This is a genomic window from Pseudomonas silesiensis (genome assembly GCF_001661075.1).
Taxonomy (GTDB): domain Bacteria; phylum Pseudomonadota; class Gammaproteobacteria; order Pseudomonadales; family Pseudomonadaceae; genus Aquipseudomonas; species Aquipseudomonas silesiensis.
Map to the genome: position 1 here is coordinate 4,727,619 of NZ_CP014870.1, position 15,043 is coordinate 4,742,661.

The following is a 15,043-nucleotide window of genomic DNA, read 5'->3' on the forward strand; positions in this document are numbered from 1 at the left end:
GGGGGGTGTTCGGTCAAACCAGATGCAACGCCGTCAACAGCATATCGATCGCCTTGATCCCCACGAACGGCACCACAATCCCGCCCAGCCCGTAGATCAGCAGATTGCGACGCAGCAACGCCGCCGCACTCGCCGCCTGCACCCGCACACCGCGCAATGCCAATGGGATCAGCACCACAATGATCAAGGCGTTGAACACGATCGCCGAGAGGATCGCGCTCTGCGGACTGCTCAGGTGCATGACGTTGAGCACGCCGAGTTGCGGGTAGATCGAGGCGAACAGCGCCGGCAGGATCGCGAAATACTTGGCCACGTCGTTGGCGATGGAAAAGGTCGTCAAGGCGCCGCGGGTCACCAGCAATTCCTTGCCGATCTGCACCACGTCCAGCAGCTTGGTCGGGTCGCTGTCGAGGTCGACCATGTTGGCCGCCTCGCGCGCGGCTTGCGTGCCATCGTTCATCGCCATGCCGACATCCGCCTGGGCCAGGGCCGGAGCATCGTTGGCGCCGTCACCGCACATGGCGACCAGGCGACCGTCGTTCTGTTCATGGCGAATCCGCGCCAGTTTCTTCTCCGGCGTGGCTTCGGCCAATACGTCATCCACGCCTGCCTCGGCCGCAATCGCCGCCGCCGTCAGCGGATTGTCGCCGGTCACCATGACGGTGCGGATCCCCAGCTTGCGCAGCTCGGCGAAACGCTCGCGGATACCTGGCTTGACCACGTCCTTGAGGTGAATCGCACCGAGCAGTTTGCCGTCGACGCAGACCAGTAACGGTGTACCCCCGCTCTGGGCGATCTTGTCGATTTCCCGGGACAGGGCCGGCGCCAGATCGGCGCGTTTCAGGCCGACGAAGGCCAGCAGCGAATCCACCGCGCCCTTGCGATAGACACGACCCTGGTAGTCGACACCGGACAGCCGAGTCTCGGCGCTGAAAGGCACGGCAGTCAGCAGATCCGGGGCCGGTTCAGGTTGCGGCTGCGTTCCGCGCAGGTATTCGACAATGGACTTACCTTCAGCCGTATCATCGGCCAGCGAAGCGAATAACGCGCCTTCGGCCAACTCCTTGGCGGCCACACCCGGTGCGGCAACAACCGCCGTGCAACGCCGATTACCGAACGTGATGGTGCCGGTCTTGTCCAGCAGCAGGACATGCACGTCCCCCGCCGCTTCCACCGCGCGACCGGATTTGGCAATCACGTTCAGACGCACCAGACGATCCATCCCGGCAATCCCGATGGCGGACAGCAACCCGCCGATGGTGGTCGGAATCAGCGTGACCAATAACGCCACCAGGAACACCAGCGGCAGGCTGCCGTTGGCGAAGTGGGCGAAGGGTTGCAGGGTGACGACCACCAGCAGGAATATCAGCGTCAGACCGATCAGCAGGATGTCGAGCGCCACTTCGTTCGGGGTCTTCTGGCGCTTGGCACCCTCGACCAGGGCGATCATGCGATCCAGTGTCGACTCACCCGGGTTGGCGGTGATGCGCACCAGCAGCCAGTCGGAGACCAGGCGGGTGTTGCCGGTGACAGCCGAACGGTCGCCGCCGGACTCACGGATCACCGGCGCGGATTCACCGGTGATCGCCGCTTCGTTGACCGCTGCAATACCTTCAATCACCTCGCCGTCACCGGGGATCATTTCCCCCGCTTCAACGCGAACCACATCGCCCTTGCGCAGGCTGGTGGCCGGCACGATTTGAAAGGCGCCGTCGCTGGTTTTGCGACGAGCGCTCATGCCTTCGCTGCCGGCCTTGAGGCTGTCGGCACGGGCCTTGCCGCGACCTTCGGCCAACGCTTCGGCGAAGTTGGCGAACAGCACGGTGAACCACAGCCACAAGGCGATTTGCGCCGCGACAAAGGTCGATACCGCTGCGTCGGGAATGAAGCACAGCACGGTGGTCAGCACCGCGGTCAGTTCGACCACCAACATCACTGGTGCGCGCTTCAATTGCCTTGGGTCGAGCTTGACGAAGGCTTGTACCAGCGCCGGACGCCAGAGGGCCGACAGTGCGGTTTTCGATGCTCCGGCCGACTTGGTCGGCGAGGCTTTTTTTGAAGCTGGAACGTGCATATTCATCATTGACCCCTTAGAAGCCCATGCTCAAATGTTCAGCAATCGGGCCCAATGCCAGTGCCGGCAAAAACGTCAAACCACCCACCAGCAAAATGGTCACTGTCAGTAACGTGACGAACAGCGGGCCATGGGTCGGGAAGCTGTTCTGGCCGATCGGTGCGGTTTTCTTCATCGCCAGGCTGCCGGCCAGGGCCAGCACCGGGAGGATGTAGCCGAAGCGACCGATCAACATGCCCAGCCCCAGCATCAGGTTGTGGAACGGCGTGTTGGCACCGAAGCCGCCAAACGCAGAGCCGTTGTTGGCACCGGCCGAGGTGTAGGCGTAAAGCAACTGACTGAAACCATGGGCGCCGGGATTGCTCACCGCCGCGACAGGGCCGGGCAAACTGGCCGCAATGGCGCCAAGCACCAGCACACCGACCGGCATCACCAGCAAGGTCACCACCAGCAGCTGCACTTCCCTGGCCTGCAGTTTCTTGCCGAGGTATTCCGGCGTGCGACCGATCATCAGCCCGGCGAGGAACACCGCGATCAGCACGTTGAGCAACATGCCGTACATCCCCGCGCCGACGCCGCCGAAAATCACTTCGCCGACCATCATGTTGACCAGTGCAACCATGCCGCTCAACGGGCTCAGGCTGTCGTGCATGCCGTTGACCGAACCGTTGGACGCCGCGGTGGTGGTCACCGACCAGAGCACCGTGGCGGTGGTGCCGAAACGCGCTTCCTTGCCTTCCAGCGGCGCGGTCTGCTCGACGGCGACGTTATTCAGGGTCGGGTTCGGCTGGTACTCGGCCCACAGCGAAGTCGCGCCGCCGATCAGGAACAGCGCCAGCATGCAGGCGATGATCGCGCGGCTCTGACGCAGGTCCTTGACGTAGTGACCGAAAGTGAACACCAGCGCCACCGGGATCAGGATGATCGAAGTCACCTCGAACAGGTTGCTCCAGGCCGTCGGGTTCTCGAACGGATGCGCCGAGTTGACCCCGAAGAAGCCACCACCGTTGGTGCCCAGTTGCTTGATCGCAATCTGGCTCGCCGCCGGGCCGAGCGGGATCACCTGATCGACGCCCTGCATCGTCACCGCATTCACATACTGAGCGAAGGTTTGCGGCACGCCCTGCCACACCAGAAACAGCGCCAGCAGCAGGCACAGCGGCAGGAGGCCATAGAGGGTGGCACGGGTCATGTCGACCCAGAAGTTGCCCAGGGTTGCGGTCGACTTGCGCCCGATACCGCGACACAGCGCCACCAATACCGCCAGGCCGGTAGCGGCGCTGACGAAGTTCTGCACGGTGAGGCCGACCATCTGGCTCAGGTAGCTGAGGGAGGCTTCACCGCTGTAGGCCTGCCAGTTGGTATTGGTCATGAAACTGATGGCGGTATTGAACGCCAGGGTCCATTCCTGACCCGGCAACTGCTGCGGATTGAGCGGCAAATGGCCCTGGAACAACAGGATCATGAACAACAGCAAAAAGCCCGCGAGGTTGAAGGTGAGCAAGGCCAGGGTGTATCGCTGCCAGCTCTGTTCGGCCTGCGGATCAATGCCGGCCACTTTGTAGCACCCGCGCTCGACCGGTCCGAGGATCGGCGTCAGCCAGGTGCGCTGCCCCTCCATGACCTTGTAAAAGAACCGCCCGAGAAACGGCGCCGGGATCAGCACCACGGCCAGGAAGGCGAGGATCAGCCAATAGTCATAACTGTGCATGGCCGCCCCTAGTTCCGATCCGCGCGCAACAGCGCAACCAACAGATAAATGAACAGCCCCACTGCCAGCAGCAGTGACACTCCATCCAGAATGCTCATGGAAATTCTCCGTGTTACGGCGTATTGCCGCGTGCAGTCATTGTCGGCAGGGAGGCTGTAAAGGAGCGAGATCGAGGGGGGTGGCGGGGGATAAAGAAAGTGTAAAGAATGGGGTTACAGCTTGATTACAGCGCTGTCTGAATCGGCCTTATCGCAGGCAAGCCCGCGTTCAAAGCGGAGGACTGTATATCTAAAACACATATCTTTGTGGAAGCGGACTTGCCCGCGATGGCGGGAGAACAGACATCGCGATCATTGGCGCAACATAAGTGCAAGTTTCGAAGACGCGGCGCATATGCAGGGGACAGATCAGGCATAGAATGGAACCACCGCGAAAATAAATCGCTCAAAGTGGTATGCACGATCGATTGGCGAAACCCGCCAACCGGCCTGCCCTCAAGGAGAGCCCCTATGCCCTGGTATGCCTGGTTGATTCTGGTCGTTGCAATCGGCTCGATCGTTGGCGGTTTGATGATGCTGCGCGACACTGCCAACAAGGTCGAATTGACCGAAGAGCAACGTAAACGCGTCGCGGAACGCAATGCGCAAGCGGATGCCAAGGATGCGCAGGACCGCTAGATTCAGACATCAAACGATCAAACGATCGTCCGAACGTGGCCGGAACCTTCGGCAGCTCTTACAGGTACGCACATTCCGTGCAGGGGCTGCCGCAGGCTTTGATCTATTTGCTTATTTTTCCCAATCGGCCTTGGCAATGTGCAACCCGTGCATTCCCTTGTACGCCGCACGCTCCGGCTGGCTCCACCCTGCAAGCAACGAATCCTCCAACCGATAAATCTCCACCCCAAGCGGTCGACACACGCTCAGCGGATCCTGCGCATCCGGCCCCCACATGGCCAGCGAAAGATCGCCGCCCGGACAGGTTGACAACGCACACAGCAGATCGATTTCGGCAAAGAACTCCAGGTAGTCCCCCTTCTGTGCCGGACAAGCCTTCATGAAGTACATATCGTCGTGATTCAGGCCGGTGCACTGGAAAATATTCAACACGTCATGCACGTCGAACTCGGTCAAACCATGGGGCAACACCGCACGAGTCAGGTTTGAATGACAGTGATGATGGAAGTCTTCACCGGTGAGCATTTTGTTCACGTAGGGATCGCAACGGGTGCCGAGCAAATCGTGCAAGCGCCCACCGTGCTCGTCGATCCCGTAACCGGCCAGGCTGTCATCGGTGATGGTCACCAGCGGCCGCAGAAACGGCAGGTTCGACCAGAGCCGGTCATGGGTACTGACATGCGCGCCTTGCAGCTGTCGGGTCCGGGCCGCCCACAAGCGTTCGCGCGGATCATTGGCATTCCACACATTGAAATCCCCGACTTGCGGGCCAACGGGCGTCGTGACCCGGAACACGTGTCCGGCCGGCACCTTCCACGCACGACCAGTGCGGATCGGCACCTCAAAGGCTTCAATCAGCGTGCGCCCATCCTTCGTGTCGCGGATCCGTTCGTAAAAGACTGTGTCCACCTGCAAGGCCGAACCTTTGCTGACTTGGTAGGCCGCCGGATAGTCTTTGTACATGGCACGAATCCTTGATCAGTGATGGGAGATTGGGGCAAGCATCTGCAGCAGGAGCTGTTCGGAATCGTCGAGATACAGGCCCATGGCGTCCTCGGCGGCGCGTTTTCCCGGCAGCAAACGACCGCCAATAATATCGGCGCGCAACTCTAAAGTGATGTGATCAGCCAGGGACAAACCGCTGTTCATACTTGTTACCTCCCGATTGTTCAACAATCGTCGATTAACAAGTAATCACTATTCGTGCCAGCTCAACCGATATAGCAAAGACCAAGTTGGACGCATCTGCATGCTTTTTAGCAATAAAAGTACAGTCACCATCTAATTTTCATTGGTTAAGATGGTGCATTGTTGCGGAGATTCGAAATGCGTTACTCGCAGGACCATAAAGCTCAGACCCACCAACGTATCATCAAGGAAGCATCAGCGCGTTTCCGTCGCGATGGGATTGGCGCGACCGGCCTGCAGCCGCTGATGAAAGCGTTGGGTTTGACTCACGGCGGCTTCTACTCGCATTTCAAGTCCAAGGACGAACTGGTAGAAAAAGCCCTGCAAGCGGCGGGAGATCAGGTAGACGTTATTTGCGCCGAACTGTTTGCCCAGGATCAACCGCTGGAAACATTCATTGATGCCTATTTGTCCGAATGGCACCAGACTTCACCGGACGAAGGTTGTCCGCTGCCGACCATGTCGTCGGAACTCGGCCTGCGCGGACAGCCAAGCCCGACCTCTGACGCGGTGCTCAATGCACGGCTCGACCAAGTGCAAGCCACACTCGAAAGCGAGGACGCTGCCGACCGCGCCATCGTCATCATGTCGACCCTGGTCGGGGCGCTGCTGCTATCGCGCAGTGTCGAAAATCCGCAGTTCGCCCAGCGGATTCTCGACATCACCCGCGCCTATCTCAAACGAACCGGGGATTAACCCTGCCAGCGCTTGAACAGCACACTGGCATTGACCCCGCCAAAGCCGAAACCATTGGACAATGCATATTCAATGGCCATCGGCCGAGCCTGACCATGGACGATGTCCACGCCTTCGCTGGCAGGGTCCGGGTTATCGAAATTGAGGGTCGCCGGCACGACTTGATCACGAATCGCCAACAACGTGAAGATCGCCTCGATACCGCCTGCCGCACCGAGCAAATGTCCGGTGGCGGATTTGGTCGAGGTCACAGCAAGGGTGTTATCCGTGCCGAACACGGCCTTGATGGCGGCCAGTTCTCCCAGGTCGCCGATAGGTGTCGAGGTCGCGTGGGCGTTGAGATGCTGCACCTGCGCAGGTGAAATACCCGCCTGGGCCAACGCCAGCAACATGGATCGCTGTGCACCGCTGCCATCTTCAGGCCCTGCGGTCAGGTGATAGGCATCGGCGCTGGTGCCGTAACCCACCAGCTCGGCCAACGGTTGCGCGCCGCGAGCCAAGGCATGCTCCAGGGATTCGATCACCAGCAGACCGGAGCCCTCCCCCATGACGAAGCCATCGCGACCACTGTCGAACGGCCGCGAAGCACGCTCCGGGGTGTCGTTGTAAGCACTGGACAAGGCGCGAGCCGCAGCAAATCCGGCCAGACTGACGCGATCGATCGCCGCTTCCGCACCGCCGCACACCGCAATGTCCGCCTCACCGCAACGGATCAGCCGCGCCGCATCGCCAATCGCCTGGACCCCGGCCGCGCACGCCGTCACCGGAGCGCCCAACGGCCCCTTGAAACGGTGCTGAATCGACACATGACCGGCAGCGAGATTGACCAGAAACGAAGGAATGGTGAACGGCGACAATCGCCGCGGACCACGGCTATCGGTGGTCCGCACCGCATCGGCAATCGCGCCGAAACCGCCCACGCCGGAACCGATAATGGTCGCCGTACGCTCCTGGGCATTGGCGTCCAGCGCCTGCCAACCCGCTTGCTCGATTGCCTGACGAGCCGCCTCCATGGCAAACAGAATGAAGCGGTCCATTTTCTTCTGCTCTTTGGGCGACGTGGCCCGATCCGGGTCAAAACCGGCCTCCGCATCTTCCGCCAGGGTCGGCACCGCACCACCGACCCTGGTCGCCAGATCGGCAACCACCTCGTCGGGCAAATTGCGCACCCCGGAACGCCCCGCCAACAAACGCTGCCAGTTGGCTTCTACACCGCTACCCAACGGAGACACCAGGCCCATGCCTGTCACAACTACTCGACGATCACTCATACCGCAATTACCTCAAACCAATGGATGGCGCCTCATTTGTAACGCGAGGCGGCCTTGCTTTTGGAAAGATTCGGCGCCATCACGTGACGCGCTGCCACAAAGGCATCCCAGTCGGCGGCATCCGGCAACGAAGGGATGGTGACCAACTCACCCTGATCCAGCCCCGACAACGCCGCATCAACCATCTCCCCCGCCTCCATCACCATATCCTCAGGGATCTGGGAAGCATCGATACCGGAGCGCTCCCAGATCTCGGTGCGTGTCACGCCAGGCAACACGGCTTGAACCTTGACCCCGGTGCCATCCAGCTCGGCGTTCAACGACTGAGTCAGACTTAACACATAAGCCTTGCTCGCGCTGTAAGTTGCGTTGAAGCGCTCCGGAAACAAGGCCACCACCGAGGCGATATTGATGATCGTTCCCCGGCCCGCCTTGGCAAAGCTGGCTGCCGCAGCCGAGGCCAGTCGCGTGACCGCCGTGACGTTCAGCTGAATCAAGCGCTCCAGTTGATCCATGTCGGCGTTGGCCAACAAACCATCCGCAGCAACCCCGGCGTTGTTCAATAGCAAGCTGATACTGGAATCGCTACGCAGGCGCTGCTCCAGCTTGATCACATCATCCTTTTGCGTCAGATCAGCCCTGAGCACCTCGACCAGGACGCCATGCTCGGCGCGCAACGTGCTCGCCGCCGCTTCTAGCCGCTCTTGATCGCGGGCGACCAGCAACAAATCGAAACCACGCGCCGCCAAGCGCTCGGCGTAGATCGCACCGATGCCGGAAGAAGCACCGGTGACGAGGGCTGTTCCTTGGGTCTGGACAGAATTCATGACAATGCTCCTGCTTGGAAAAGGCTGAAGGAAAGACAAGCGCCTGGTTTCAAAACGCTTGAGCGGGCGATTATTATACGCATAATATGATGCAAATATGATAGCCGTAATTTTAACTGGACTGACGAAAGGCGCACCGTCGTGGCCGTTCGCCACATACAAAGAGGCCGGTCAAATGACCGGCCTCTGGCGCTGCCTTAGTAGCTTAGTTCACTACAAGCTTCTCGCGATTCTTATCCAGAAGGGCTTTACCGATCCCCTTGACCTCGAGCAACTCGTCCACTGACGAAAACGCCCCATTACTCTCACGATACGCAACAATCGCCTGGGCCTTGGCCTCCCCGATACCGGACAGCTCACTCTGCAGGGTCGACGCATCCGCCTTGTTGAGATCGACTTTACCGGACGGTGTCGCGGCGGACATTTGTTGCACCTGGGGTGCATTGCCAGCTTCGGGTTTGACTGCTGGCGCAGCAACGGCGGCGATAGAGGCGCTGGTAAGCAGGGCGAAAACCAGAGAATAGAAGTAGCCAGTACGCATAAATGACGCTCCATGACATCGATTGGGAAAGCAGCTTTTTCCGAAGCTGCCTTCCAAACTTAGGCGATGGATGGAGACTGTCAAAAATGTGTCTGTTGCGGGATGTGAAACAATCAGGGTTCGAGGCGACGTTGTTGGTAGATCCAGTCGACGATTTCGCCGTCAGGAGTGTAGCCGCTGACGGTTTCGCGCATCAGCTGGCGCACGCGAGCGTAGTCATCCTGATCGACTGCAATGAGCAACTCCGCCAGCTTTGTTTTGAGCAGGTCCCAAGAAATATGATCCTCATTCGCACTCATAATCATCGGGTGCTCGGTAGCGGCAACATTATCGCCAATCAACAGCTCCTCGTAGAGCTTTTCTCCGGGGCGAAGGCCAGTGAATTCAATAGAAATGTCACCATGAGGGTTTTTCTCAGACCGCACACTTAAACCAGACAGATGAATCATCTTCTCTGCTAATTCAATAATTTTGACTGGTTCCCCCATATCCAGAACAAAGACATCACCACCCTGCCCCATAGATCCCGCCTGAATTACCAGTTGGGCAGCCTCGGGAATCGTCATGAAGTAACGCGTGATTTTTGGATGCGTAACCGTCAATGGTCCACCAGATTTAATCTGCTTATAGAAAAGCGGAATAACCGAACCTGACGATCCAAGGACGTTACCGAAACGAACCATCGTGAAGCGGGTCTTGTTCACGCGTGATACGTTCGAACTATCGCCGAACAACACCGGGGCAAGCTCACGACTAAGCGCCTGCAACGTCAATTCGGAAAGTCGCTTGGTGCTTCCCATGACGTTAGTGGGCCGTACGGCTTTATCAGTGGAAATAAGCACAAAGTTCGCCACGCCTGCGGTCAAAGCAGCTTGTGCAGTATTGAGCGTACCGATTACATTATTCAATACACCTTCGGCGATATTGTGCTCAACCATAGGTACATGCTTGTACGCTGCAGCATGATAGACAGTGTCGACTCGCCAGGCTTTCATGACGTCCAGCAACTTGTCCTGATTGCGTACAGACCCAAGGATGGGTAACAATCGGACCGAAAGGGACTCTCGTGCAATGCGTTGTTCAAGCTCCGACAGAATCGAATACAAATTGAACTCGCTGTGTTCGAACAATAAAAGTGTGGTCGGGTGCAATGAAAGTATCTGACGGCAGAGTTCCGAACCGATGGATCCACCTGCCCCTGTCACAAGAACGGATTGGCCTTTAATACAGTGTTCAAGAAGATTTCCCTGCGCGGGTACCGCATCACGGCCGAGCAAATCAGCAATGTCTACTTCCTGAATATCGTCAACCTTGACCCGTCCGCTGGCCAGATCCATGAAACCCGGCACACTGCGAACGTGCAAGGGAAAACCCTCGAGAAAACCCAGAATCTCGCGGCGTCGACCACGGTTGGCCGAAGGAACCGCGAGGAGAATTTCCTGTGCGCCTGTTGAGTCGATCATCTCTTGAATATGCTTGGGCTTGAATACCTGCAGTCCGGAGATGATTCGATCAGCTATCCCGCTGTCATCGTCGATGAAGGCCACCGGTCGCATTAACCGTCCCATGCGGAGTGCCGCGACCAACTGATTGCCGGCAGCCCCTGCGCCATAGATGGCGACCTTGGGTAGACCATCGTCCCTGTTAGTAAACGGGACGTGCTGGGCTGCTGCAAACCAGTCACCCAGGAAGTACTGACGCATGGCTAGACGCAAACCGCCAATCATCACCAGGCTCAACCACCAATAGTTGAAAATGATTGAACGAGGTACAACAGTCTCGTGATTGCTGTACCAGTAGACAATGACTCCCAAAACCAAGGCAGACAGACTGACCGCCTTGATTATGGCTATCAACGCGTCATTGCCGAAATAGCGCATCACCGCTCGGTACATGCCGAAGCGTATGAACAATGGAATGGCTACGATAGGAGCAAAAATAAAGAGCCAGCGATGAGTAGTGAATGGATTAATAATTTCGTCAAGACCCAGGCGCACGACAAATGAGAGCCATAGCGACACCCACACCAATAGGATGTCAGCAGCGACCTGCATCAGCCGTTTCTGACGCCGCGGGAGCGCCAGCAGCCACGCGCGGATCTGCCCCATAAATCCATCTATCACTTCGTTCTTATCCACTGAATTCACGCGACAACTTTTCCGAATAATCCAACCTTAAGAATTCCCTTCCTCAGACAGCTTTCTCGAGCGAACCCGCCTTGAACTTCACTGCCAGAAGGACCAAAGGGACATAGGCTATTACCAATCCGGTCGCACCGTCCAGTTGAAGCAAGGTTACCCCGAGTGAAATGGGAAGCAACCAAAGCAAATTGATGAGCGAAACAGCGACCGTTACGGGCAAATGCTTGCCAAACTGGCGGGATGCGTATTGATAACCATGGCTGCGGTGCGCCTCATAGACCTTATCACCTCTGACAAGACGCCGTATCAGGGTAAAGGTGGCATCAACGACAAAGACACCCAACATGATTAGCCAAGCAAAAAAGAATTCGCTACCAGCCCACGCGGCCTGAACAGACAGAGCGCCCAGAATGATGCCGAGAAAACCGCTCCCAGCATCCCCCATGAAAATACGGGCCGGGGGGAAATTCCAGTACAGGAATCCGGTAACAGTCATCGTCAGCATTAGTGGTGCCCACATCAACGATTCCTGACCCGACAGGTAGTAGCTAACCGACAAACCAATGCATGCACAGATGGCTTCAAGACTGGCAAGGCCATCAATGCCATCCATGAAGTTATAAAGGTTCAGCATCCACACGAGATAGATAGCCGCTAGCGCACTCCCAAACCAGCCCAGATCGATAGTAAAACCGAAGAAAATTAGCGCCGGTAAGCCGCCCATCCAGAAAATAACCCACGCGGCTGCCAGGAAATGCCCCAACAGACGCCATCTTGCGGCAATGTGCCCATGGTCGTCCATGAAACCAATCACCGCAATCAACGCGCCAGAACCGATCATCGCGACAATCTGCGCTAAGGGCTGCAGTTCTAGGTTCGCCATAAAAACCAGGCATAGTAAAAATGACAACACAATCGCGACTCCACCTCCACGCGGCGTGGGAACCGAGTGGGAGCTTCGGGCATTGGGTACATCGATAATGCTGCGATGCAATGCGTATCGACGCAAAAGAGCGGTCAAAAATAAGGACAGCAGCACAACAACTGGGAATATATACCAATACTTCATTGATTTTGCTCGTTAATAAAATGTACAGCAGTCTTGCGCAGGGCTTGATCCAATGTGAGAACCGGATGCCAACCGAGCAATAGTCGGGCCTTTGTGATATCGACCTGCAACGAACCGCAAAGTCGTTGCGATAATGCTTTCTTGCCCAATAACGTAGCGCTCGCAGTGAGCAGCCAGCTGGGAACAGGTAACAAACGAGACGGGCTGTTCAAAGCATTGGCAAGCTTGACCAGCAACTGCGTGGTGGAAACGTCTTCGCCATCACTCACCAGAAATGTCTGGTCGGCGGCAGCGGGATGATTTACACAGGTCAGAATCAGATCTACGAGATTATCCAGCGCTACAAGGCTACGCTGGTTGCGTATCGCACCGAAGGGTAAGGGAATTCCCTTTCGCAGCCATTTCATCATGCTCTCAAAATTGGCTTTCACACCTGGGCCATAAACAAGCACCGGTCGAATAATGACGACCTCCATGCCGGTTTCGGCTGCGACCAATCGAAGTCCCTCCTCCGCTTCCAGTTTGGAAATACCGTAAAAATCGACAGGATTAGGCGTATCGGTCTCCCGATAGGGGCGACCAGGAGTGGTGCCTTCCCCATTTACTTTGACCGAGCTAACGAAAATGAACCTCTTGGCACCGGACATAGCGGCACTTCGTGCCAAACTCAATGTATGCCCAACGTTGATTGCACGAAAAGCCGCAAGCGGGTCGACTTCAGTATCGTTCATAACATGCACGCGGGATGCCAGATGAATAACGACATCAACGTTCTTCAGTGACTCATGCCCGGCATCAATTTGAGCGAAATCGGCAAGACAGTGATAATTAATACATTCGTTCGTTTTCGCAGGGGCACGACGAACCAGCGCCGTTACCTGAAAGTCTACATTTTCAATGAGCTTTTCGATAAGGCAACTTCCTACGAATCCACTACTACCGGTAACCAATATCTTGGTCATTTCTTTTGCCTCATAATAACGAGGGTGAGGCAAAGGCCAGTAAAAATAAATTTATCGCGTAAGCGTCTGCGGCATTTGTAACCTGCTAAGGCCAGTCGTGCCAGGTCGGTGCCGCCCAACTTGATCCAGCTCTGAACGAAGGGCGTGGCCTCTATACCGATCAAACGTGAAATGAGAGACGCTTGACTTAACCACCAACCGTCGAACACCTTCAAAAGCCGAGACCGGAACGCCTTTAAGCCACTGTTGACGCCAACCTGATTATTGGAATGCTGACGATACCGCATGTAGGAGGTAGTATCTATTACCCATTTGTAGCCATGAGTTCGACTAAAGGCATAACAATACCAATCATGAAGAGTGACGCTCTGTACGTCGCAGAAATTAATAGTGATATGCTGCTGCAAATCAACAAACAATTTTCTCGAAAACACATAAGTACATCCGGGACCAGCGGCTTCGAACAAATGATCGTACTGAACTTGAGGTTGGGATTTTACGATTAATCGTTCCTTTCCATTCGGCCAAAAAGCAGTGACATTACCTGAATAACCGTCGGACTGAGTCTCATACATCACGTCGGTAGCCTGGATCAGTTTATTAGGCAACCAAATATCATCCTGATCAGCAAAGGAAAAATAATCAAAATCTTCTATTGACGCTTCTTTGACCAGTCGAAAAAAATTACGAGCAGCGCCACCAAATCTCTGACCATGGGCGAGATACTTTACGCGAGAATCTGCATCGGCCAAATCAGTAACCCACTGTTCCGTCCCGTCACCAGACGCATCGACGCTTATCAAAAGGGTGACCGAAACACCTTCCTGATTGAGGATGGATTCCACCTGCTCAGAAATCCATTCCAGGCCATTGTACGCAGCCAGCAAAACTAAATAACGGGGTTGCATGAACATGTCCCTCTTCAAACGCAAACTCTGTTTAAATCAACAAACTTCGCAAATGCCATGGCTAAGCCTGCCTCAATGGGCAGGACCTAGACTCTTGCGCAATCCGTGACGAATGCCCCGAACCATCATTTCCAGAGATTTTGCCTTGTTAGTGTCAATCAACAAATTCACAAAAAAACGTAGTACTAAGGCAACAGACAATCTCTTTTTCCAGCAGTTCGGCGTATGCGCCATACGACAGACAGCGACTGTATTTCTGAAGAAAAAATAACGACGAATAGGTGAATATCTAAAAAAACTCAGGCCGAAAATCTTAACCGGGGGGGCATCGGACAATGCATGTCCCATCTCGACGTTCAGGCACCCGTAGAGTCTATAACCTCGATCTCGAACGCGAAAACACCATTCAGTGTCTGTGAAGTCAACAAACATGTCTTCATCATATTTAACCCCCCCTTTCCAAGCTTGAGTATCCACGAACATTCCAGATGTTATAAGGGCATCAGCATTTACTAAACCGTATACGTCGTCTGATACAAAAACTGGCTTGATCACGCCATCAATAGACTGATAGAAAGGAAAATTAATTTTTTTTCCGTCCCTTCGATCAAAAAAAGTAGGACTGACTGCAATACATTTTTCATCGCGGGACTTGGCATGTACCATGGCTGATTCAAGCTTTTCAATAAGATCAGGTTCAGCATGACTGTCTTGGTCGAAGGTCACCATATAGGGTATACCGGCGTCTACAGCTAACTGAAAGCCCGCGTTAAGTGCTGCTCCAAGACCTTTGTTACCTTGCAAGGATAGATACCGGACAGACGCTCTCAACTCAGGATATCCCTGTAGAAAAAGCTCCGCTCCACCATTGTCGACCAGTATCAATAGACCGACTTGGTTAGATAATGAAATCAAAAGATCGTCGAGGACTTTAATATCTGGATTATAGCCTACAACTACAGCAGCAATAGATTTCAA

The 15,043-nt window shown here is 55.8% G+C and carries 14 protein-coding genes and 1 pseudogene; 2 read left to right on the forward strand and 13 right to left on the reverse strand.

Annotated elements, in window-relative coordinates; genetic code table 11:
* Positions 1–13 precede the first annotated feature (13 nt).
* The 3 genes from kdpB to kdpF are packed head-to-tail and all read right to left on the reverse strand — an operon-like array spanning position 14 to position 3,883.
* Entirely contained in the window at positions 14–2,080 is a 2,067-nt protein-coding gene (gene kdpB, locus PMA3_RS20805) for a potassium-transporting ATPase subunit KdpB (protein WP_064678952.1), read from the reverse strand.
* A 10-nt stretch (positions 2,081–2,090) separates the two neighbouring features.
* Positions 2,091–3,785, reverse strand: a complete 1,695-nt coding sequence (kdpA, locus tag PMA3_RS20810; protein WP_064678953.1) for a potassium-transporting ATPase subunit KdpA — start codon at positions 3,783–3,785, stop codon at positions 2,091–2,093.
* 8 nt (positions 3,786–3,793) lie between these two features.
* On the reverse strand, positions 3,794–3,883 hold the full coding sequence (kdpF, locus tag PMA3_RS20815) for a K(+)-transporting ATPase subunit F (RefSeq protein WP_064678954.1): 90 nt from the start codon (positions 3,881–3,883) through the stop codon (positions 3,794–3,796).
* 411 nt (positions 3,884–4,294) lie between these two features.
* Here kdpF and PMA3_RS20820 point away from each other — a divergent pair, with 411 nt between their 5' ends.
* Positions 4,295–4,462, forward strand: a complete 168-nt coding sequence (locus tag PMA3_RS20820; RefSeq protein WP_064678955.1) for a DUF2897 family protein — start codon at positions 4,295–4,297, stop codon at positions 4,460–4,462.
* Between the two features lie 111 nt (positions 4,463–4,573).
* Here the strand turns inward: PMA3_RS20820 and PMA3_RS20825 are convergent, their stop codons facing one another.
* Together PMA3_RS20825 and PMA3_RS32915 are read right to left on the reverse strand one after the other, a co-directional pair.
* Positions 4,574–5,425 carry an urea carboxylase-associated family protein gene (locus PMA3_RS20825; protein ID WP_064678956.1) on the reverse strand — a complete coding sequence of 284 codons (852 nt, stop codon included), beginning with the start codon at positions 5,423–5,425 and terminating at the stop codon, positions 4,574–4,576.
* A gap of 87 nt (positions 5,426–5,512) precedes the next feature.
* Positions 5,513–5,611, reverse strand: a pseudogene (locus PMA3_RS32915) (GntR family transcriptional regulator); the annotation flags it as partial.
* A 177-nt stretch (positions 5,612–5,788) separates the two neighbouring features.
* On the opposite strand from PMA3_RS32915, the gene PMA3_RS20830 reads away from it, so the two are divergent.
* On the forward strand, positions 5,789–6,346 hold the full coding sequence (locus tag PMA3_RS20830; RefSeq protein WP_064678957.1) for a TetR/AcrR family transcriptional regulator: 558 nt from the start codon (positions 5,789–5,791) through the stop codon (positions 6,344–6,346).
* Here the strand turns inward: PMA3_RS20830 and fabF are convergent.
* The 8 genes from fabF to PMA3_RS20870 all read right to left on the reverse strand — a co-directional run bounded on the left by fabF (position 6,343) and on the right by PMA3_RS20870 (position 15,043).
* A complete protein-coding gene (fabF, locus tag PMA3_RS20835) occupies positions 6,343–7,617 on the reverse strand; it encodes a beta-ketoacyl-ACP synthase II (protein ID WP_064678958.1) in 1,275 nt (424 codons plus the stop codon). The genes PMA3_RS20830 and fabF overlap by 4 nt on opposite strands.
* A gap of 32 nt (positions 7,618–7,649) precedes the next feature.
* Positions 7,650–8,444 (reverse strand): SDR family NAD(P)-dependent oxidoreductase, encoded by a 795-nt coding sequence (locus PMA3_RS20840; protein WP_064678959.1) that lies wholly within the window; start codon positions 8,442–8,444, stop codon positions 7,650–7,652.
* A gap of 205 nt (positions 8,445–8,649) precedes the next feature.
* Positions 8,650–8,985 carry a ComEA family DNA-binding protein gene (locus tag PMA3_RS20845; protein WP_064678960.1) on the reverse strand — a complete coding sequence of 112 codons (336 nt, stop codon included), beginning with the start codon at positions 8,983–8,985 and terminating at the stop codon, positions 8,650–8,652.
* Positions 8,986–9,098: 113 nt separating this feature from the next.
* On the reverse strand, positions 9,099–11,093 hold the full coding sequence (locus tag PMA3_RS20850) for a polysaccharide biosynthesis protein (protein ID WP_064678961.1): 1,995 nt from the start codon (positions 11,091–11,093) through the stop codon (positions 9,099–9,101).
* 82 nt (positions 11,094–11,175) lie between these two features.
* The gene (locus PMA3_RS20855) at positions 11,176–12,195 is read right to left on the reverse strand and encodes an MraY family glycosyltransferase (RefSeq protein ID WP_064678962.1); all 1,020 of its coding nucleotides are present in this window, start codon (positions 12,193–12,195) and stop codon (positions 11,176–11,178) included.
* Complete coding sequence (locus PMA3_RS20860; RefSeq protein WP_064678963.1) at positions 12,192–13,157, reverse strand: UDP-glucose 4-epimerase family protein; 966 nt, start codon at positions 13,155–13,157, stop codon at positions 12,192–12,194. Before PMA3_RS20860 ends, PMA3_RS20855 begins: the two co-directional genes overlap by 4 nt.
* Positions 13,154–14,065, reverse strand: a complete 912-nt coding sequence (locus PMA3_RS20865; RefSeq protein WP_420848532.1) for a glycosyltransferase — start codon at positions 14,063–14,065, stop codon at positions 13,154–13,156. The genes PMA3_RS20860 and PMA3_RS20865 overlap by 4 nt, the downstream gene beginning before the upstream one ends.
* A 72-nt stretch (positions 14,066–14,137) precedes the next feature.
* Positions 14,138–15,043 carry a glycosyltransferase family 2 protein gene (locus PMA3_RS20870; protein ID WP_064678965.1) on the reverse strand — a complete coding sequence of 302 codons (906 nt, stop codon included), beginning with the start codon at positions 15,041–15,043 and terminating at the stop codon, positions 14,138–14,140.

Excerpts from the sequence above, each read along its gene's own strand:
- kdpB (WP_064678952.1), bottom strand. The coding sequence starts at position 2,080 with ATGAATATGCACGTTCCAGCTTCAAAAAAAGCCTCGCCGACCAAGTCG.
- kdpA (WP_064678953.1), bottom strand. The coding sequence starts at position 3,785 with ATGCACAGTTATGACTATTGGCTGATCCTCGCCTTCCTGGCCGTGGTG.
- kdpF (WP_064678954.1), bottom strand. The coding sequence starts at position 3,883 with ATGAGCATTCTGGATGGAGTGTCACTGCTGCTGGCAGTGGGGCTGTTC.
- PMA3_RS20820 (WP_064678955.1), top strand. The coding sequence starts at position 4,295 with ATGCCCTGGTATGCCTGGTTGATTCTGGTCGTTGCAATCGGCTCGATC.
- PMA3_RS20825 (WP_064678956.1), bottom strand. The coding sequence starts at position 5,425 with ATGTACAAAGACTATCCGGCGGCCTACCAAGTCAGCAAAGGTTCGGCC.
- PMA3_RS20830 (WP_064678957.1), top strand. The coding sequence starts at position 5,789 with ATGCGTTACTCGCAGGACCATAAAGCTCAGACCCACCAACGTATCATC.
- fabF (WP_064678958.1), bottom strand. The coding sequence starts at position 7,617 with ATGAGTGATCGTCGAGTAGTTGTGACAGGCATGGGCCTGGTGTCTCCG.
- PMA3_RS20840 (WP_064678959.1), bottom strand. The coding sequence starts at position 8,444 with ATGAATTCTGTCCAGACCCAAGGAACAGCCCTCGTCACCGGTGCTTCT.
- PMA3_RS20845 (WP_064678960.1), bottom strand. The coding sequence starts at position 8,985 with ATGCGTACTGGCTACTTCTATTCTCTGGTTTTCGCCCTGCTTACCAGC.
- PMA3_RS20850 (WP_064678961.1), bottom strand. The coding sequence starts at position 11,093 with ATGGGGCAGATCCGCGCGTGGCTGCTGGCGCTCCCGCGGCGTCAGAAA.
- PMA3_RS20855 (WP_064678962.1), bottom strand. The coding sequence starts at position 12,195 with ATGAAGTATTGGTATATATTCCCAGTTGTTGTGCTGCTGTCCTTATTT.
- PMA3_RS20860 (WP_064678963.1), bottom strand. The coding sequence starts at position 13,157 with ATGACCAAGATATTGGTTACCGGTAGTAGTGGATTCGTAGGAAGTTGC.
- PMA3_RS20865 (WP_420848532.1), bottom strand. The coding sequence starts at position 14,065 with ATGCAACCCCGTTATTTAGTTTTGCTGGCTGCGTACAATGGCCTGGAA.